The organism is Paenibacillus ilasis (genome assembly GCF_043195395.1).
GTDB lineage: Bacteria > Bacillota > Bacilli > Paenibacillales > Paenibacillaceae > Paenibacillus_AQ > Paenibacillus_AQ lautus.
Window position 1 is genome coordinate 3014754 of sequence record NZ_JBHDJG010000001.1, and the last position, 18974, is coordinate 3033727.

At 50.5% G+C, this 18974-nt stretch carries 14 protein-coding genes; 4 read left to right on the top strand and 10 right to left on the bottom strand.

The window, feature by feature from the left end; translation table 11 throughout:
• Window positions 1-5 precede the first annotated feature (5 nt).
• The 3 genes from ACETK5_RS13660 to ACETK5_RS13670 form a co-directional block, all read right to left on the bottom strand.
• The gene (locus ACETK5_RS13660) at window positions 6-1031 is read right to left on the bottom strand and encodes an ABC transporter permease (RefSeq protein ID WP_394056221.1); all 1026 of its coding nucleotides are present in this window, start codon (window positions 1029-1031) and stop codon (window positions 6-8) included.
• 298 nt (window positions 1032-1329) lie between these two features.
• Window positions 1330-3639, bottom strand: coding sequence for a helix-turn-helix transcriptional regulator (locus ACETK5_RS13665; protein WP_394056223.1), 2310 nt, complete (start codon window positions 3637-3639; stop codon window positions 1330-1332).
• Between the two features lie 33 nt (window positions 3640-3672).
• The gene (locus ACETK5_RS13670) at window positions 3673-4617 is read right to left on the bottom strand and encodes an AraC family transcriptional regulator (protein ID WP_100536868.1); all 945 of its coding nucleotides are present in this window, start codon (window positions 4615-4617) and stop codon (window positions 3673-3675) included.
• 134 nt (window positions 4618-4751) lie between these two features.
• Between ACETK5_RS13670 and ACETK5_RS13675 the strand changes: the two genes are divergently transcribed.
• Window positions 4752-6737: a beta-galactosidase trimerization domain-containing protein gene (locus ACETK5_RS13675; RefSeq protein ID WP_394056225.1), complete on the top strand. Its 1986-nt coding sequence runs from the start codon at window positions 4752-4754 to the stop codon at window positions 6735-6737.
• Window positions 6738-6983: 246 nt separating this feature from the next.
• Here ACETK5_RS13675 and ACETK5_RS13680 read toward each other — a convergent pair whose 3' ends face one another.
• The 4 genes from ACETK5_RS13680 to ACETK5_RS13695 all read right to left on the bottom strand — a co-directional run bounded on the left by ACETK5_RS13680 (window position 6984) and on the right by ACETK5_RS13695 (window position 12232).
• Window positions 6984-9188, bottom strand: coding sequence for a heavy metal translocating P-type ATPase (locus ACETK5_RS13680; RefSeq protein ID WP_394056227.1), 2205 nt, complete (start codon window positions 9186-9188; stop codon window positions 6984-6986).
• Window positions 9189-9426: 238 nt separating this feature from the next.
• Window positions 9427-10449 carry a serine hydrolase domain-containing protein gene (locus ACETK5_RS13685; RefSeq protein ID WP_394056229.1) on the bottom strand — a complete coding sequence of 341 codons (1023 nt, stop codon included), beginning with the start codon at window positions 10447-10449 and terminating at the stop codon, window positions 9427-9429.
• A gap of 53 nt (window positions 10450-10502) precedes the next feature.
• Window positions 10503-11327: a MerR family transcriptional regulator gene (locus ACETK5_RS13690; protein WP_326115168.1), complete on the bottom strand. Its 825-nt coding sequence runs from the start codon at window positions 11325-11327 to the stop codon at window positions 10503-10505.
• Between the two features lie 116 nt (window positions 11328-11443).
• Window positions 11444-12232, bottom strand: a complete 789-nt coding sequence (locus ACETK5_RS13695) for an alpha/beta fold hydrolase (RefSeq protein ID WP_394056231.1) — start codon at window positions 12230-12232, stop codon at window positions 11444-11446.
• Between the two features lie 274 nt (window positions 12233-12506).
• Between ACETK5_RS13695 and ACETK5_RS13700 the strand changes: the two genes are divergently transcribed.
• Both ACETK5_RS13700 and ACETK5_RS13705 read left to right on the top strand, forming a co-directional pair.
• Entirely contained in the window at window positions 12507-14552 is a 2046-nt protein-coding gene (locus ACETK5_RS13700; protein WP_394056233.1) for a serine hydrolase, read from the top strand.
• A 460-nt stretch (window positions 14553-15012) separates the two neighbouring features.
• A complete protein-coding gene (locus ACETK5_RS13705) occupies window positions 15013-15162 on the top strand; it encodes a hypothetical protein (RefSeq protein WP_394057483.1) in 150 nt (49 codons plus the stop codon).
• 336 nt (window positions 15163-15498) lie between these two features.
• Here ACETK5_RS13705 and ACETK5_RS13710 read toward each other — a convergent pair whose 3' ends face one another.
• Together ACETK5_RS13710 and ACETK5_RS13715 are read right to left on the bottom strand one after the other, a co-directional pair.
• Window positions 15499-16464, bottom strand: a complete 966-nt coding sequence (locus ACETK5_RS13710) for a DUF4097 family beta strand repeat-containing protein (protein ID WP_394056235.1) — start codon at window positions 16462-16464, stop codon at window positions 15499-15501.
• Window positions 16465-16752: 288 nt separating this feature from the next.
• The gene (locus tag ACETK5_RS13715) at window positions 16753-17568 is read right to left on the bottom strand and encodes a ZIP family metal transporter (RefSeq protein WP_100536861.1); all 816 of its coding nucleotides are present in this window, start codon (window positions 17566-17568) and stop codon (window positions 16753-16755) included.
• A 329-nt stretch (window positions 17569-17897) separates the two neighbouring features.
• Between ACETK5_RS13715 and ACETK5_RS13720 the strand changes: the two genes are divergently transcribed.
• Window positions 17898-18461 (top strand): NAD(P)H-dependent oxidoreductase, encoded by a 564-nt coding sequence (locus ACETK5_RS13720; RefSeq protein WP_394056237.1) that lies wholly within the window; start codon window positions 17898-17900, stop codon window positions 18459-18461.
• A gap of 76 nt (window positions 18462-18537) precedes the next feature.
• Here ACETK5_RS13720 and ACETK5_RS13725 read toward each other — a convergent pair whose 3' ends face one another.
• Window positions 18538-18909 (bottom strand): winged helix-turn-helix transcriptional regulator, encoded by a 372-nt coding sequence (locus ACETK5_RS13725; protein ID WP_326115175.1) that lies wholly within the window; start codon window positions 18907-18909, stop codon window positions 18538-18540.
• Window positions 18910-18974: the final 65 nt, after the last annotated feature.

The window sequence follows — 18974 nt, forward strand, 5'->3', positions numbered from 1 at the left end:
CCTTCTTACCACAGGGAATGCTCGGGATTGATTTTGCGAACGATCCCGTTCGCCACCAGCACCAGTACGAAGCCGACAACCGACTGATAAAAGCCCGTAGCCGCCGACATGCTGACGTTGCCGATCTCACGGAGCGCACGGTATACGTACGTGTCGATAATATCCGTGGACCCGTACAGGAAGCCGGAGTTGTTCGGAATGAAATAATGCAGCCCGAAATCGCCGCGGAACATGTTGCCGATGGACAATATCAGCAAAATAATGACCAGCGGAGCCAGCAGCGGAACCGTAATTTTCATCGCCATCTGCCATTTCGTCGCTCCGTCGATCCGCGCTGCCTCGTAATACTCGCTGTTAATGCCGAGTATGCCAGCGAAATAGATAAGTGTATTGAATCCGACCGCCTTCCATAAATGAACAAGAATGAGGATGGCTGGCCAAGTCTCAGCCGTCTGGTACCAGCTGACCGGCTCCATGCCGAACATCTGTAAGGTTCGATTAATGAAACCGTCGGAATGGTTCAGGAAGGCATAGGCCACGTATCCGACCAGCACCCAGGATAAAAAATGGGGCAAGAACAGCGCGGTCTGATAAAATTTGCTCCATTTCGCCCTGAGTTCGTTCATCAGAATGGCCAGAAGCAGCGCTGCAGCGGTGGTAACTACAATGTAAGCAGCATTGTACAGCACCGTATTGCGCGTGATCCGCCAAGCCGTGTCGGTCGAGAACAAGTAACGGAAGTTTTCCAGACCTACCCATTCGCTGCCGAATATGCCGAGATCGTAGCGGTAATGCTTGAAGGCAATGATCAATCCTACTAATGGGATATAGGCAAAAATCAGCTTGTACAGAATCCCGGGCAGCGATAGCAGAAACAGCTCCCGGTTGTTGCGGAAATGGCGAAGTTCTCTGCGAAGCGCCGATTTTTTTGGGCGTGCGCCGGCAGGTCCAGGATTCGGTTCCGATTCGGGTCCCGAACGGTTAGCCGGGTCTGCATCAATAGAACCCGATAGTGTTACCTTCTTCAACATAGCGAAAGCCCCTTCCTTTTCTTATGCACTCCTCGCCTGCATCCCAGGCTTTGCATGATTAACGATAGCTCAAACCCGGGACTCTGCGTTACTGTACAATTTCAGGATTGCTGTACGGGCGGGCTGTAAGGATTACGGAATGCTGTACAGCCGGCTGTATAGAAACAGGATTGCTGTACCTGGATCAATCGGAACCAGCGCAACTCAAAAAAGCCACCGAATCACCCACTACATAACCGCGGCATACCAAAGACCCGCAAACGGTAAATTTCATCTGCGGGTCTTATGAAACATCATTTTAGGTACTGCGGTCGATGGCTGATTTCAGACGGTACTCTTTCGGCGTCGCTCCGTAGCGGCGCTTGAACAGCCGATAGAAATAGCTTTCATTGCCGAAGCCCACCTTCTCCATGATTTCGGCCACGGTCAAATGCTGCTGCTCCAGATACTGCTGGGCTCGGGCAAGTCGAGTCGCATTGATCTGGTCGACCACCGTTGTCCCTTCCTGGGCTTTGAACACTTGGCCCAAATAGACGGCGCTCATCTTCAGCATTTCGGCGATCTTCTGAACGTTCAGGTCCGGATCGGCGTAATGCTTCTCGATCATTTCTTTGACCGTGTCCACAAGCAGCCGGTTTTTGTCCTCCCTTCCGCTCCTGCGCTGCTCGAATACATCGCGCACGACGTCCAGGAGCACGCCCTCGATCTCATCCAGCGTCTCTTTTTCGAGAATGCGCCGATTGATAGCCTGCAGATTAACCGATACCGGATTCAGATTATTGTTATTCATCTCGCCCAGCGTATGGCTCAGTGTCATGGTCAAATGCAGCAGCGCCGAGAACATGTTATCGAAGCTGAACTCGCCCAGGAGCCCTCTCCAGCTTCGAATCGCTTGCTCTGTCTCCTCCGAGTCTCCGCTTTTCAACCCCTCCGTCAGCCGGCGCTCCAGCTCTTTCGGAATGGCGAACGACTCGTTCCCCTCGTTACGGCGGATCATGTCAGGCTGGATCACGGCCCCCTTGCCGAAAATCATGCGATAGTTGGAATGACGCATCGCCAGGTTGTAATGTTTCATTAGCCTGCGGTAATCTTCGAATGCATCGCTAAGCGTTACGGTGAACGTAACCCGATAAAAGCGGAGTATGGTCTCCTGAAGCTCCCGGAACCGTTCATCCAGCATCTCGAGGTAACCGGGATTGCCGCTGGCGATAAAGACAAGATGGCCGCTCTTCATGTCCGCGGCTTCGCACGAACCGCCACGTTGCAGCAGCTCTTGGCCGATGTTCGCGATAGCAAAGTAATACAGGGCCTCCGTCTGGGAATCCGGCTGCAGGAGAAGGCTCTGCAGATCGTCAAGCTGTACAACCGCAAGCCGGAGCGGCGATGGATGCGTTATATCAATCGCATACTGCTCCTTAATCCGTAGAAATGCATCTTCGTCCATACTATCGCTGAGGCTGATCAGGCTCCGCAAATGATAAACCTTGGCGATATTCCATTGCGTCGCCCGTTCCTGCTCCAAGCCTTTGAGTTTGCCTATCATCTCCGTCACATTCTCCGCGATGAGGGACAACTCATCTTTTGCCCTGCTATCACCGCGCCCGTCATGGGGAACCAGCATAAGCAGACGGCCTACCGGTTTATACAGCCTCAGCGAGATTAATACGGACAAGAGCAAGGCCAGCAGGGCAACGGACAGCGTCACGGCCATTTCGGTCCATCTCATCTGGCGTACGCTGCCCAGCACGTCATCGTAATCCTGCAGGCTGATGATCTGCCAGTTGTTCAAGCCTTTGTTCAAATAGGTTACCTTATATTCCTTCTCTCCTTGTTTATGGATGAAAGAGTCCGGTGCATTGTCCGTCGAGCCCATTCGTCCCAGTAAATCCTTCTTGATGTCCAGCCCGGGCGGCAGCTTGCGCTCGCCTGCCATAAGCACCTGTCCATCGCCGTCGGTGACGAACAGGACGTCGTTTTCCCGTTCGGCCATTCGATTAAGCGCTTTCACATTGTCGAGCATCCAGCCTGGCTTCACTGTCAAAATGAGGGCGTTCCGGTTAACGGAACCGAGGGTCGGCCCGTCATAAATGAAAAAAGCGAATACGTCGATGCCCTCATTCTCCCCGTCGAGATCGAGCGGAATGAGCTGCAGCTTCGGCAGATCGGCTCGGGAAGCCATATAATCTTCAAGCGCGCCGTACAGGGCCCGCGTGTCCATATCATGGCTCAGCGACGAGAAAAAACGGTTCTGCTTGCCGTTGTAAAAAACGGCGGCGTGCAAGTACGGCGAAGCGGCTACCGTCCGGTTCAAACGTTCGATTTTCAGAATGCTCTGCTTATAATCCGCCCCGGACTTCAGCGCGATCAGCTCTTCGTCATTGTACAACGACACCGCCAAATCCTTCACGATCCCGTTCATGTTCTCGATATTGTAGTTGATTTGGGTGAGCAGCTTGCGATCGGCTTCGTGTTGGAGGCTCAGGACTTTATCACGGGCAGCGGCGTTCAGGAAGAGGGAGGCGATGGCGAGCATGGCGACGACGAGCATAAAGCTCAGAATAATCCGCTGCAAATATTTGCGAGAGCGGAGGGTTTGCAGCAACTTCATGGGACCACTCTCCTGCAAGGTTAGGTGGCTTTACTATAATCCTGCGGGTTTTTCGTTGTCAATCGGCATTTTCCAAAAAATAGCCGTCCCTTCCCCCGCTTCTTCCTTCATCTGCCGCAGCATCTGCCGATACGCGCCGGGCGTCATGCCAAGCTTGGCGGTAAACAAGCGCGTCATGTAATTCGAATCGCGGATTCCCACCCTTTCAGCGATCTCCGAAATGCCAAGCACCGTGCCGCCGAGGAGTTTTTTGGCTTCCTCCAAGCGCAGATGAAGTACGTACTGGAGCGGCGTTTTGCCGATATGCTTCTTCATGCATCTGGCGATATAACTCGCCTGGAAATGCAGCTTCTCCTCCAATGCGGCCCGTTCAAACGGCTCCCTCCAGTGTTCGTTTAAATAAGCGGCAGCGGCTTGTGCCAGTCGGATGGAAGGCTCCGGTTCGGTCATCCGCGCGCAGTCAGCCTGCAGTGCGGCGAACAGCTCGGCCAGCAATAAATGGAGCTTGAGCGCATTCTCCCCGTTCAGCCGGTTGTGGATATCATTCAACCCGCGCAGCATCGGCTCTACGGTCTGCACCTCGACGGAGGCAAACTTCGGTATGTACATGCGCTGCTGCGTGGACGGTTCGACATCCTCGACCGTGCCTTTGGACAGCAGGGCCGACCAAGGAATATCCTCCTGCGAGATGTATGAAGCTGGATGTCCATGGATGAAATGCACCCAATAAATCTCCGTATGCTCCACGCAGGCCCGATGCCCGAAATGCCGCAGTCCCGCTTCCAGCACGAGCAGCTTTCCGGCACAGACCTCATATTCGGTCTGTTCTTCCGTCATATAAAGCGTTCCCTTAGTTACCAGCAGCAGGTCGTAGACGCCGAAGGAGCGGGCGAAATGCCGGTCTCCGGGCTTCCAGACGGCATGTCCCGCCGTTACGAATTGCGGCAGCGGCGGAATGGCGAATTCTAAGCACAGCACAGCGGTTCTCTCCTTTTCGCAAGTCCATTTTGTGCTAATCAAAGTCTATATTATCACTGGTTACCCGCGTATTAAAGAGGTACATTGAACAAAAGAAACCGTTATCATCATGCGGCAAAGGAGGCTGTTCACACATGCGATTTCGTCAGGTTCATCTCGACTTTCACACATCCGAGGCCATTCCGGGCATCGGAAGCCAGTTTTCAAAAAAACAGTTTCAGAACATGCTGCGTGCCGGGCATGTCGACTCCATTACCGTTTTCTCTAAATGTCATCACGGCTGGGCTTACCACCCGAGCGAAGCCAACGAAACGCACCCGCATCTTTCGTTCGATCTGCTAGGCGAAATGATTGCAGCCGCCCACGAAATCGACGTCAAAACGCCTGTATATTTGTCCGCCGGCCTTGACGAGAAGCTGGCGCGTCGCCATCCCGAATGGCTGATTCGAGATGCGGAAGATCGTACGCGATGGGCCAAAGATTTCATGACGCCCGGGTACCATGAGTTTTGCTTCAACACGCCTTACCTGGACCTCTTGCTGGCTCAAATCCGCGAGGTTGTTTCCCGCTATGATGCGGACGGCATTTTCCTTGATATCGTCGGCATCCGAAAATGTCATTGCCAGCATTGTGTGGCAGCGCTGCGATCAGCCGGCCAAGATCCTCGGGATGAAACGGCCGTTGCCGCCTTGGGCGAGGCGACCTACCTAAACTATGCTCGCCGCGTACGGGAAACGGTGGACGAGATTAAGCCCGGTCTGCCGGTCTTTCATAACAGCGGGCATCAACGTCGCGGCCGCCGCGACCTCGCCCATGTCAACAGCCATTTGGAGCTGGAATCCCTGCCAACCGGGGGCTGGGGCTACGATCATTTTCCGCTCTCAGCGCGCTACGCGCAGACGCTGGGCATGGATTTTCTCGGCATGACGGGCAAATTCCACACCTCTTGGGGTGAATTCGGCGGGTATAAGCATCCGAACGCGCTGCGATTCGAAACGGCGCTCAGCCTCGCGCACGGCGCCAAGTGCTCGATCGGCGACCAGCTTCACCCATCAGGTCTGATGGATGAAGCCACCTACGCCTTGATCGGCACCGCCTTCGCGGAGGTGGAAGCAAAGGAGCCATGGTGCAGCGAAACGACGTCCGTGGCGGACATTGCCGTCTTGTCGCTGGAGGCTGCTTGGGAGGCTTGTCCGGAAGCGCGGAAATCAGAAGACCGGAACAATCTGGCGGATGCCGGAGCGGTGCGCATCCTGACCGAAGGGCATTACTTGTACGACATCGTGGATGCCAATGCGGATTTCGGTCGTTACAAGGTGCTGATATTGCCGGACGAAGTGCCAGTATGGCCGGCATTGGGAGAAGCCATCCGCGCATTTACCGCAAGCGGCGGCAAGGTTCTGGCCACGGGCCGCTCGGGTTTGGATCCAGCCGGCAACGTGTTTGCGCTCGATCTTGGACTGAACTGGAAAGGCGCCAGCCCTTACCACCCGTCGTATTTCCGACCGGACTTTACTCCAGGCTCCCTTCTGCCTGCTTCGTTTGTCATGTACGGCGAGGGACAGCAGGTTGAATTGAATGGCGGCCAGGCGCTTGGCAGTCGGGAAAATCCGTATTTCAACCGGGACGTATTCACGTTCTGCTCACATCAGCACACGCCAAGCGCTGGAGAAGACGACGGCCCGGGCATGATTGAAAGCACAAACGGTATCTACATCACTTGGAATGTGTTCGGCGACTATGCGGACAACGGCCATCTCATTCTGAAAGAGATGGTATTGCACGCGATTGACCGGCTCCTGCCGCAGCCTACTCTGCACTGCGATTTGCCTGCACGGGGCATAGCGACGCTGCAGTATCAGCCTGTGGAAAATCGCTATGTTCATCATCTCCTGTATGCTTCCCCCGTAATGAAGGGCCGCGTGGAGGTCATCGAGGACATCGTTCCGCTGCAGAATATATCCACCAGCTTGCGTCTCCCATCTGCCGCTTCGATCAAGCGGGTTTACCTGGCCCCCTCGATGGAGGATCTTCCCTATCAGATTCGTAACCAAGGCGAACTCAGCTATACGGTTCCCTATTTGGATAATCACCAGATGGTTGTGCTGGAGTTGGCGTAGATATCCTGCTTGCTACATCGGAGCGATGGCAACAACTCTGCCTATAGAAATCGCCGCAGTCCCTGGACTGCGGCATTTTCATATTTTATCATTTAGAGCTCGGTTCGCATGAGCATACGCCTCGACCAAATCATTCATGAGGACATAACGCATGACAGGGAACTCGCCCTGCTCATCCTTGGTGGAGGTATCGAAATAATACACCTCATCCTCGTGATCGTGACCATAGCCTCACGGTTTATTCGTTCAACCATTCACGGTTATGCGGTTCTTATCCCATCTCTGCACCTTAAGCTGCAATCTTAGCGCATTAGCAACAACAAGCACGGAGCTTGCGGCCATGCCGATGCAAGCGATGCGCGGGTCCAAATAACCGCATGCGGCCAATGGCACGGTTATGGCGTTATACAGTAGAGCAAAGAGCAAATTCTGATGAACATTCCGCATCGTTTGGCGGCTCCATCTATAAGCATCGATAATGTTGAAGAGTTTGTTTCCGATCAGCACGATGTCACCGGCCTGTTTAGCCGCATCCGCTCCACCGCCCATCGCCATGCCGACATCCGCCGCGGCTAGCGCAGCCGCATCGTTTATGCCATCGCCAATCATGGCAACGGATCGTCCTTGATGTTGAAGCTCGCGAATGAACGCCAGCTTGTCTTCAGGAAGCATGCCCGCACGCATCTGATCGATCCCTGCAGCGGCAGCCACCGCCACGGCAGCCTGTTCCTCATCACCGGTTACCATCCACACATCGGCTCTGCGCTTTAACTCCTGTACCGTCTTCTTAGCATCTTTTCTTAGCTTGTCAATCAACACAAGCGATCCGATGCACTTCCCGTTCACGGCGACAAAAAGTCTGGTATAGCCAGGTTGGTCTGGAGGGCTCCCTAGTTGTATGCCCTGCTCCAGCAGCCATCTCCGGTTCCCCACGCATACGTGCTCTCCTTTGACATAGCCTTCCATCCCTTTCCCAACCCGCTCTTGGAATTTCTGTGCTTCCAATAGCGGGGAATGTTTGTCTTGGGCGGCTCGTACAATGGCTTGTGCTAACGGGTGATTGGACCGTGAAGCCAGTGCAGCCGACATGGATAGCGCGTAGGCACCGTTGCTGCCTTCCGCAGTGCGAATCGCTGTGAGCTGAGGTCTTCCTTCCGTCAACGTGCCTGTCTTATCCAGCAATACAACATCGGTTCGCCGCAAGCTCTCCAGGGACCGGCCGTCTTTGAATAGAACGCCTCTTTGGGCGGACGATCCGGTTGCGATCAGGATGGATACCGGCGTAGCTAAACCAAGCGCACAGGGACAGGCGATCAGTAAAACAGACAGCGCATGGCGCATGGCCGTTTCGGATGCATCGGGAGCATGGAAAAACCAGAGCCATCCCGCATAGGTAAGCGCAGCACAACCGATCATCATGGGAACAAAAATTGCCGCTATACGGTCAACGGTTAGCTGAATGGCCGGTTTCTCCTGTTGTGCGGATTCGATTAGCCCGATCATTTGAGATAGGCGGGTTTCGTCATGATGCTTATCAACCACGATGTCCAAACTTCCGACCAGACAACGCGTTCCGGCGTAGACTCGATCCCTCATGCCCTTGGCCACCGCTGTGCTCTCACCTGTCAGCATAGATTCATCGGCATCCGCCGATCCCGACTGAACAAAACCGTCAATGGAGATCCATTCCCCATTGTTCACCCGGATGCGGTCCCCGATCTGCAATTGATCCGCAGAAATCCATTCTTCCCCATGACTGCGTATGACTCGAACCCGTTTAACCTGAAGCTCATATAAGGCACTAAGTTGTTTCAACGCTCTGCCTTTGGCCATGGTCTCAAGCCATTTGCCCAGCAGAACCGCTGTCATCACCATCGCAATCGTATCGAAGTAAAGCATGGGATGCGTTAGGCTCTGCCTGGATTCAAACATGACATAGTGGCTGTAGAAATAAGCCACCGAGGTACTTAACGCAACGAGGGTATCCATGTTTGCCGTACGATGGATCATAGCCTGGTAAGCTCCATAATAGAAAGGATATCCCACACCAAACTGAAGCAAGGTAGCGAGCACCCATTGAAATACAGGTTCCATCAGTAAATTCGGCGTCCATTGTGCAGGCCAATTGGCAACATGCGCCAACATTGCCCATATGAGCGGCATGGATAAACAAGCGGCGATGATGAACCGGATGCGATAAGCCCCCGTCTCCGATTCGATCCCTGCCTGCGGATGCGACAGCCTGTCGGTCGCTCCATAGCCAAGTTTTTCGATTTTCTCCGTGATCTTGTCTAATCCAATCTGCGTCGGTTCATACTGGATCGTGGCTTGAGACAAGGCAAGACTGACACGGGCAGATTGAATGCCTTCCACTTTACGAAGAACTTTTTCGATCCGGGCTGCACAAGCCGTGCAAGTCATGCCCGTCACATGGATTTGATGCAGCTTCACAACGGTTCCTCCCCACCCTCTGCATATTTCTGTTTTCGCTTGTCCATACATTGTATGAAAACACATGTAACATCAGAATGGTTAAGAAGGGCCACTGATAGCGATTTTTGCCTGAAACAGTGTGCAGTAACGATAAAAGCCGCCAATTTGGCGGCTTCATATGCGCAGATATTCTTGTTCTTTTGACATCATCAATTAGTTGTGCGCAAGATAAGAGATTAAGATAGCGGGTACATATTTAGTCGAGGATCGCCGGGATTATGCTTTCTTTAATCAGTGTCCATCGATCCCGAGGATTGACGGTAAAGGCCGATGCAATGGCTACGACCAAGTCTTTTTCCGGAATGCAGCAAATGATATTGCCGCCGTCGCCTACTGCCGAGTATGCAGACACCCCGTCCTCATCGCGCAGCCACCATAAATATCCATAATGGTTGGAATTCATCGCCGTTGATTGGTCCACCCATGCCTCCGATATAATCGGTTGATTGTCCCATATGCCGCGGTTCAGATAAAGAAAGCCAAAACGAGCCATATCTCGAGGACTTAACGTAAGCCCCCACCCTCCAGTAGAGTTGCCGGCCGGGTCTTTGACCCATCCCCTGACGTCTTTCCCGAATAAATCATCAAATCCGAATGAGCTCATGTCATAATCCGGAATTTCGTTCATGCCGATCGGCTTAAACAAGTGTTCGTTTGCAAACGCGCGGGCACTTTTTCCGGTGCTGCGAGTTAGGATAGCTGAAAGAAGATGCACCCCTGCGGTGGAATACTTAAATGCTCCCAGGCTTCCACCGATGCCCAGCATATCCAGCGTATATTGTACCCAATCCGATTGCATGCACAGTTTGTCCAGGGGTTCGTGCCAGTCCTCAAATGGATAAGGAGCCGTCATCGTGAGAAGATGGCGTATCGTAATGTCTCGTTTTTGACGAGCGGCAGCCTCTTGTTCATATTCGGGAAAAAAATCCAGCACGCTCTGATCTGCATGTTGAATATAGCCTGCATCGATAGCAATGCCTATAAGTGCGGATATGATGCTTTTCGTAACCGATGCAACGTGGTGCCTATCCTCGGGACCATATCCATGATCATATTTTTCATAAACGATGGCTCCGTTTCTAACTACAACGATACCATTAATATTGGGATATTCGGTATTGATCCATGAGTCCAGCCCTGAAAGCTTGTCAGCATCCATTCCCAAGGTCGCGGGGGCTAGGGTTTGCCACGCTGTTGTTGGCCAGCAGCTTCTTTTCATTATAAATACCTCGCAGAATTTGTTATTCAAGCCATATGGTATATGTAAATATTTTATTTTTTTGTCACGGGAAAATATACTTCAGTAACCATTTCCTCGGCAGCCAAGGCTTGATAGGGGTCGGTTACATAGACTTCGTAGGGTGATTGTGTCAATGCATATCCTTCATTTTCTACCCATTCCCTCAGCTTGGCATATACCGATGTTAAATTAGAATAAGCCCCCTTTAATACAGACCTCGCACAAAGGCCCCCACACCAATCTCTCGTTCCCTTTACAGCCTCCTTGATCGGGAGGGCAAACTCTGTGTCATTGCCTGCGGGATTGAATTCCGGGCTGTGATATATCGTCATGGGCGTTCCAACCAAGGTGAGTTTCTCCCTGGCAATCTTCTCGTATAATCTGCTGTAATACCTGCCATACCCTAAAGCATAGTCATCACTGCTCATCATCTGACGCATATAAAGGATGTTCATAGGCCCCGTTTCAACAAGCTGTACTTCGATATCATCCAGGTAAGACATCAAATGTATGCCCTGCTCCAGATTCAAGATATCTTGGTTCATTTGTTTCAGGGTATATTCATACGTGTTTAACTTCTCCTGAATTTCCCGACGTTTGCGATGAAGGGCGAAGCGAAGCTTCTCTTCGGATGGATCCGCTTCCTCGTCCAGAAGCTCTTTGATTTCTTCCAACGAAAAATGATAGGACTTCAAACGGTTGATATAGAGCATTTTCTTTAATTGACTGATGGAATAATATCGATAACCGTTTTCCGGATTGATCTGATCCGGATGAATTAATCCGATTTCATCGTAATATCGAAGCGTCTTTGTAGATACTTCGCATATTTTGGAGAATTCTCCAATCGACAGCAAAGGTTCACCTCATCTCTGGTTTTGGATCTTGGTTCAAGATCACTATACACCTTCCCCCAAGGGAAAAGTCCACAGCAAATGATGAGAAGGGGACTTGAATCACTCAGCCACCCCTACTATATATGAGGAATACCTTCCGGAATTGTACCGGTGTTAAGCCAATGGTCCACTACCCGATTAAACAGTGCCGGATCGGCAAGCGGTATGCCATGCCCAACTCCGGGAAAGATAATCCCGTCAGCGCTTTCGCTCATCTGCACGAGATCCTCAGCCGATTTCTTGACACTGCCTCTCTCCTTCTCCCCAACCGTAACCAATAGCTTCGTTGTTGATTCTTGAATCCTTGGAGAGATGGAATAGGACATATTCTCCTTCAGCACCGAAACCAGCATCTCCCGTTTCATATGCAGAGTTTCCGCGTAATACTGTTCAAAATCAACCTCGTTCACGTACAGCGTGCTTGCCTGCCATCTGGAGAACCATCTGTATTTTGTCAACGGGAAGCTTATTCGAACCGAAGGTTCAATCAGTTTAAGCGCTGCCGGCATCGGCCTCAGCAATGCGCTGTTTACGATTGCGTAATCAATAAGGCTCGGTCGTTGACCTATCATCTCCACGAGAATTTGCGCCCCTAGTGAAAATCCGAAAACAACAACCTCCCGTCCGTCAGCCTTAGTCGAAATGACCTCGTTAAGATGCTCCGCGGTGCGGCTTATGGAAAAAGGCGAATTGCCGGGGCTGCGCCCATGTCCAGGCAAGTCGGGTATCAGGCAGAAGTGGTCTTCAAAAAAGGCAATCTGCTTGTTCCACATCCAGCCGCTCACACCTCCCCCATGCAAAAAAACGATCATTCTTGCTGCCTTTTTGTTTCCGCACTCCTTGATGTATAGATTCAGAATGTCCATCCCCAGTCTCATGAATAATTTATACTATTATAAATTATATAGTATATAGATCGATATTTTATTGTTTATATTAAATTTTTATTGTACTTCAACATAATTTTTAGTATAAATTTAGACGGTTGGCTTCACATTTATTCATCCCCCCTGGACCAAAGTCCAGGCCCGGTTCCCGTCGAAAAGCCAGTTAAAACTCATTCTGCGGACGGTTCTTCCTTCTCCCTCCATCGTCTACCATGAAATGGAAATCAAATGCGATGAACAAGGAGAGGAACCCATGAAGCTAAATAAACATAGTAAGTCTAGAACCATTCGTGTACTGGCAGCCTCCGTGCTGTCCGCTAGCCTGCTGGCTTTCCCTGCCGATATCTTTGCCGATACGGCGAAACCGTCCACAGGTACAACCGCAACACAGCTTACGGGAACACCGATACTGAGCTCCAAAGAAGTCAAGGCGTTCACCGATGCTTATTTTGCCAAACCCCATGTTTCGGACATGCTGGCGGGTGCGCTTGTTGTGATCGTAAAAGATGACAAGGTGCTGCTGAATACGGGCTACGGTTATGCCGACGTTGAATCCAAGAAAAAGATTGATCCCGATCGAACCTTGTTCCGCATGGCCTCGATATCCAAATCGATAACCGCGACGGCGGTCATGCAACTGGTAGAGGACGGAAAAATCGACCTGAAGCAAGATATCACTGAATATATACCGGATGTTAAGATCACCAACAACACCGGGACGCCCGTCACCGTTGAGCATTTATTGACTCATACGACAGGCTTCGACTTTACGGACAACTACTCGGTTCCGCCGCATATCGTTCAGAAGGGGGAGGTGCCGCTCGCTGACTTTATCCGGTATAATGCGCCAGCTGTGGTTCGCACGCCTGGAGAGGTTTATCGGTATGATAATCTTGCCTCCTCCATGCAGGGCTACATTGTCGAGCAGGTATCGGGGGAGCCGTTTGAAGATTATGTAAGGAAGAATATTTTCATCCCATTAAACATGGAGCACGCTGCATTTCGGATGAATGAGGATATCATCGCGAACCTTGCCACAGGCTATAATGTCGAACGTCAACCGTTTAAGGCATACCAAAACATACCTACCATCGCACCGGAAGGCGGCATGTTCGCGAGCGGTACCGATATGGCCAATTTCATTACTGCCCATCTAAACAATGGCCAATTTGGATCTTCCCGCATCATGAAGGAAGAGACCCTGCGTTTGATGCATCAGACGCATTATGATGCAGCTGGCATTCCGTTGATGTCATACGGTTTCGAGTCGTTTATGCACAGCAGCCACAATGGCCAAACCGTGATTGGTAAGGGCGGCGATTTGGATGGCTACCATTCCTGGCTTTGGCTCCTTCCGGACCAGAATGTCGGAGGCCTGATCGTTGTTAACAGCGACACGAGCACATCGATCCGAACCGAATTTTTCACCGCATTCATGGATCATTTTTATCCAAAAAAGCAGGTTCAGCAGAAAGACTTCCCGCTTAATCAGGAGCAGCTCAAGAAATTCGAGGGCACGTTCAGAAGCTTAAGAACACCGATTATCGCCACGCAGGTGATAGCGGGCCAAGGCGAGCTGCAGGTTACCGATGCCATGGGCGAGCATAAACTCACGCCGGTGGGTCCGCTGCGATTCGTGGATGAGAACGGTACGCCGGCCGCCTTCAAGGAAGATGATAACGGCAATGTGGCATATATGTATTACACGGCGATAGACAGCATGTCCGAGAAGCTCGATGAGCCTGCTGCTTATAACGACGTCCCGGAAGGGAGTCCTTATGCCAAGGATATCTACTTTGTTCAGTCCCTCAAGGCTTTTGACGAGAATGAGCAATCCAGCTTCCGACCGAATGAATCGATCACGCGGGCAGAGTTTGTCAGTGCGATCAGCCGACTGGCCGGGATGAAGCCTAGCGAAGGCCCGAGTTCATTTAAGGATATGCAAGGGCACCCACTCGCTGGTTATGTGCAGAATGTCGCGGACATGGGGGGCGTCACCGGCACTCCGACCCAGAACTTTGAACCCGATCAGCCAATCACGCGCCAAGAGGCTGCTGCTATCATATGGCGTGTGGCACACAACGCGCTTGGCGCCAAGGCGGTTCCGGCTAAACTCAGCTCAAAACCGGCTGCCTGGGCAGATGAAGCCGTACAGTTCATGGTCGGCTCCGGGATGCATGGACCCGAAGTGACAAAAGACGCAAACGGCGCCGCGGACTACCGTCCGGCCGATCAACTTCTGCGCAAAGAAGCTGCTGCCATCTATGCGAGGCTGATTCAACAGGCTTTTGGGTTTTAATTTAGTCCAGTCTTACTCGTTGAATCGCTTCCAATCGATAGAAATTAACCTTAGATTTAGCACTCTGCTGACTTCGAACATAACTAAGAAGGGGGATGTCCCAAAAGATCTTAGATTTGGCGGGATGCCACCTTTTTCCTGTTAGGAGACGCTCCGTGTACGAATCGTTCCTCCCATCGCTGTTGCTCCCAAATTTCTTGGAATGGTTTGAAGCAAGGAAGAAATTCGGGGACAAAGGCGACCGCTCTCGCTTGTCCGGAATCGTTTCGTCCTCTCCGCTGCGTTGTGCGAAAACATACGTTAGACATACGAAAAGAAACCGTTTCTTGGTAAAATGGAAGTGTGACCCACCATTTACGAAAGGTACGGTTTCTTTCTACATTCAATATACCATGAACCATCCTCATCTCTAATGCACTTGGAGACGATATTCGTCCGCATCATTTTGTTCGCGTCGTTCATGAAGCGGTTAATCGCTTCGGGGGCGAATGAAGGAAGAACACATGGTAATGGTCAACTGAAGCCAGGCTACAATGTGCAGATTGGAACGGAAAATCAGTTGATTGCGGTAACAGTCTTCACCAACTCCCTACGGATACGCTTTGCTTAAAGCCTCACTTAGAAAAAGTCAACGCCGCTCTCTGAAAACTGCCGAATACGTCGGTGCGACAAATGGTCGAACCGGAGAGTGCGTTTGGGCAGTTGAAGAATAACCGGAGATTCCGGCGATTTCTGCTTCGAGGACTGACGAAAGATTTCGCTTGCCCATAATCTGCTCAAGCAAGCGGCAACGGACCGAAAAGCAAGAAATGGCGGTGCAAGGATAATATCCTGAGCACCGCCATTTCTACATTTGACACATTTTTTAATCTGACGAACCGTCCGTCAAGTGGCAAACCTACTTATGGGACAGCTCCTTCTCGTCTCTTTTTTTGCGTATCAGGATTTATTCCAGCTTGAAGTTTCCAGAGCCTGTGCGAACCTTCAGCAGGACCTCGCCGCTGCCCAGCGTTCCCTTCAGTCTTCCTTTGTCTTCGTCCTTAACCTCATAACGCATTCCGTCCAACTGAATATTCCCCTCACCGGAACTTCCTTGGAAATCGACTTCCAGCGATGTAGGCTCTTCATCCAGATCAATGCTCACGTTGCCGCTGCCGGTTCGCAGGTCGGCATCATGAATCAATCGTTCCATATCCACGCGTATATTGCCGGATCCCGTCTTTCCTTGTAAAGCCGATTCTCCATCCTTCAGCTCGACATTGCCGCTGCCGTTTTGAAAGTCCAGCTGCGTGGCATGATAGCGGTCTGCTGAAATTTGGCCGGACCCTGATACCAACGAAACCGATTCGGCTTCAATCTCCTCGGCCTCGATATTGCCGCTGCCGGTCTTCACCGTCAGCTCGCCAGCGTTTACATTCTGAACAGTTACATTGCCGCTGCCTGCCTTGACCGTTACCTCGTCCCCCCGTATACTCCCGATCTCGATTTCGCCGCTTCCACTTTCAATATTGGCCGCTGCCCATTGCTTTTCCGGTAACTCCACAGATAATTCGATATCCATAATATTTATGCCCAGATCGATACCGTGATCCTCATCCACTCCAAGCACCAGCGAATCTCCGTTCGGCTCGACCTTCAATTTCACTTGGTCCGCATATTTCGAACTTACCTTTCCATTCAGTCGAACCTTGATCTCGTCTGCATTTCCTTTTGTGACCATAATGTCAGTGCTTCCAGTCTGGAGGATCATATCCTGGAAATCATCAGCGGCCAATGTTGTCTCTTCGTTAATCTTCTTGGTGTCAAAGGAAAAGCCGAAATGGACATCCGAAAAAATGTTCCTCGGGTTCATCGTAAAGATCAACAGCAGAACGCCGGCTGCCACGATCAAATATCCCGTTCTCTTCTTCATAACGTGTTCCTCATTCCTTCCATCGTCCCTTTATGAGCTTTCTTTATTTTCCAATTCCTAAGTCCTGTTCAGTATAGCATCCCTTAGAGGAATGAGCATTGGGCCCGCGAATGAGATTGAAACCCCGACCTTAGTCTAGTAAAGCTCGATACTTCACAGCCGTTTGGCGCCAATTCGTTAGAACTGAAGTCCTCGTATGGAAGCCGGCTCATCGGGAATAAACCGCAGACTATCCTTGAAAACAAAAAAAGCCGCAAATATCGCGACTTTTCCTCAATAAAAAGACACCTATCCCAATGCCACATCAAGAATCATCATCAATACAAAACCGAACATCAAACTCATGGAAGCCAAATCCTTGTTGCCTTTTTCTTGCGAGCTTGGAATTACCTCTTCGGCTACAACGAAAATCATGGCACCGGCCGCAAAGCTCAATGCGTAAGGCAGCATGGGTTCTATAAAGGCGACAGCTACCGCGCCGATTACCGCGGCAACGGGTTCCACCATACCCGAGAATTGTCCATAGAAAAAGCTTTTTCTTTGAGACATTCCGTCACCTCGCAGGGGCATGGAAACCGCAACGCCCTCCGGGAAGTTTTGAATGCCGATGCCCAGAGCCAGCGTCAAAGCGCCTACCAGCGATGCTTCAGTCCCTCCGTTGGCAAGCGCGCCAAATGCAATCCCGACCGCTAATCCTTCCGGAATGTTGTGGAGGGTAATTGCGAGTACCAGCAGCGTACTCCGTTTTCTGACTTTTGGATTATACCCTTCCGCTCCTCCAATCGGAGAATTGGGATGAAGATGGGGTAATACCTTATCGATTCCCCATATAAAGATGCCGCCTAATAAAAATCCGAATGCAGCCGGAAACCAGTTCCCGATCGCATTGCCTTCCGACATCTCAATGGCTGGAGCCAATAAGGACCAGTAACTGGCCGCAATCATGACACCGCCAGCAAAACCCAACATACTATCCAGCAGGCGCTGGTTCAATGTTTTTGTAAAAAAAACAAGAGCCGCCCCTAACGCCGTCATTCCCCAAGTAAACAAGGTGGCAAGTAATGCTTGGATAATGGGATTGAAATTCATAAAAAAATCTACCATTAAACAAGGACTCCTTTTATAAATAATATGATACAAATAATATCACCTAATATAGGCCTTACATACGTGTAACGATTATCTAGAGAGTAATCTAAAGTTTATGTACCCGCGAGAGTTCATTCTAATAACAGTCAGTGCAAATTATTATATATCATAATATGCCATCATGGTTGTTATTTATTTTTCTGTAACTCAGGAATTTATAAACGCTGTTTTCCTCCACAGCACTCACCTTTTGGTAAGTACCTGTACTAAAAGTGCATACTTACATCATGGCTGCGATCCCTTTATACTCAAGAAAATAAATCATGCTCAAGGAGGACAAATCTTTGAAAACTCTTGTTATCGTTACACATCCAAGCCTGGAAAACTCGGTTATAAATAAGCGCTGGGTCGAAGAACTCCAAAAATATCCGGAGCGGTATACGGTTCACGAATTGCATCGGGTTTACCCAGACGGAAACTTGGATGTACAAAAAGAACAGCAGCTCATTGAATCGCATAGCAATCTTATTTTACAGTTTCCAATCTATTGGTTTAATTGCCCGCCGCTCCTCAAAACATGGCTTGACGAGGTTTTGGCTTACGGGTGGGCTTACGGTTCAAATGGAGGGGATAAGTTAAAGAAACGCAAAGTTGGATTAGCAGTATCGGCCGGCATAAAAAAAGAAGATTATCGGGAAGACGGAAGGTATCGCTACACGCTTGCACAGATACTAACCCCTTTTGAAACGACCTTCCGCTACTGCGACGCAGATTATCGTTCGTTCTTTGCTTTTTACGGGCAAGAGGCTGCTCCTGGCGGGAACACGCCTGACATGGACCTATCGCCTCCTGATAACGCATTGGATATCAGTGCACGAGATTATTTGAAGTTCATAGACAACCTGTGATGAATGAACGGAATGGAGCCGTTAAAAAAGAAGTATTTCCTTGTTCAGGAAATACTTCTTTGGATATAACCAATCTTCATGCTTCCCGCTGCACAGCTTCCAGAGCCGGCAAACTGTTCTTCTCTCCCCACTCGCACATCATATGTAACACAGGAATGAGGGAAAGTCCGCGTTCCGATAAGGTATATTCGACTTTTGGAGGGACTTGGGGAAATTCCGTTCTAACGATTAGCTCATCCGCCTCCAGCTCCTTTAACATGATGCTTAGCGTTTTAAAGGATATGGAACCAATGCTTCGCTTCAGCTCATTATGCCGCATCACCTTATTTTCAGACAGCCAATACAAGATGATCATTTTATATTTGCCGCCGATCAAGGATAACGTATAACCAAAGCCGGTGTCTTGGGGTTTCACGCCAGTCGGAACACAGGTCTCAGTCTCACGCATAAGTCACACTCTCCTTCTAATCTGTTCCATTTATCATGTACTGATCATCTTAACATAAAAACAGT

Coding starts and splice junctions, on each gene's coding strand:
- ACETK5_RS13675 (WP_394056225.1), top strand. CDS start 4,752: ATGCGATTTCGTCAGGTTCATCTCGACTTTCACACATCCGAGGCCATT.
- ACETK5_RS13705 (WP_394057483.1), top strand. CDS start 15,013: ATGAAGCGGTTAATCGCTTCGGGGGCGAATGAAGGAAGAACACATGGT.
- ACETK5_RS13725 (WP_326115175.1), bottom strand. CDS start 18,909: ATGCGTGAGACTGAGACCTGTGTTCCGACTGGCGTGAAACCCCAAGAC.
- ACETK5_RS13700 (WP_394056233.1), top strand. CDS start 12,507: ATGAAGCTAAATAAACATAGTAAGTCTAGAACCATTCGTGTACTGGCA.
- ACETK5_RS13685 (WP_394056229.1), bottom strand. CDS start 10,449: ATGAAAAGAAGCTGCTGGCCAACAACAGCGTGGCAAACCCTAGCCCCC.
- ACETK5_RS13660 (WP_394056221.1), bottom strand. CDS start 1,031: ATGTTGAAGAAGGTAACACTATCGGGTTCTATTGATGCAGACCCGGCT.
- ACETK5_RS13695 (WP_394056231.1), bottom strand. CDS start 12,232: ATGGACATTCTGAATCTATACATCAAGGAGTGCGGAAACAAAAAGGCA.
- ACETK5_RS13715 (WP_100536861.1), bottom strand. CDS start 17,568: ATGGTAGATTTTTTTATGAATTTCAATCCCATTATCCAAGCATTACTT.
- ACETK5_RS13665 (WP_394056223.1), bottom strand. CDS start 3,639: ATGAAGTTGCTGCAAACCCTCCGCTCTCGCAAATATTTGCAGCGGATT.
- ACETK5_RS13710 (WP_394056235.1), bottom strand. CDS start 16,464: ATGAAGAAGAGAACGGGATATTTGATCGTGGCAGCCGGCGTTCTGCTG.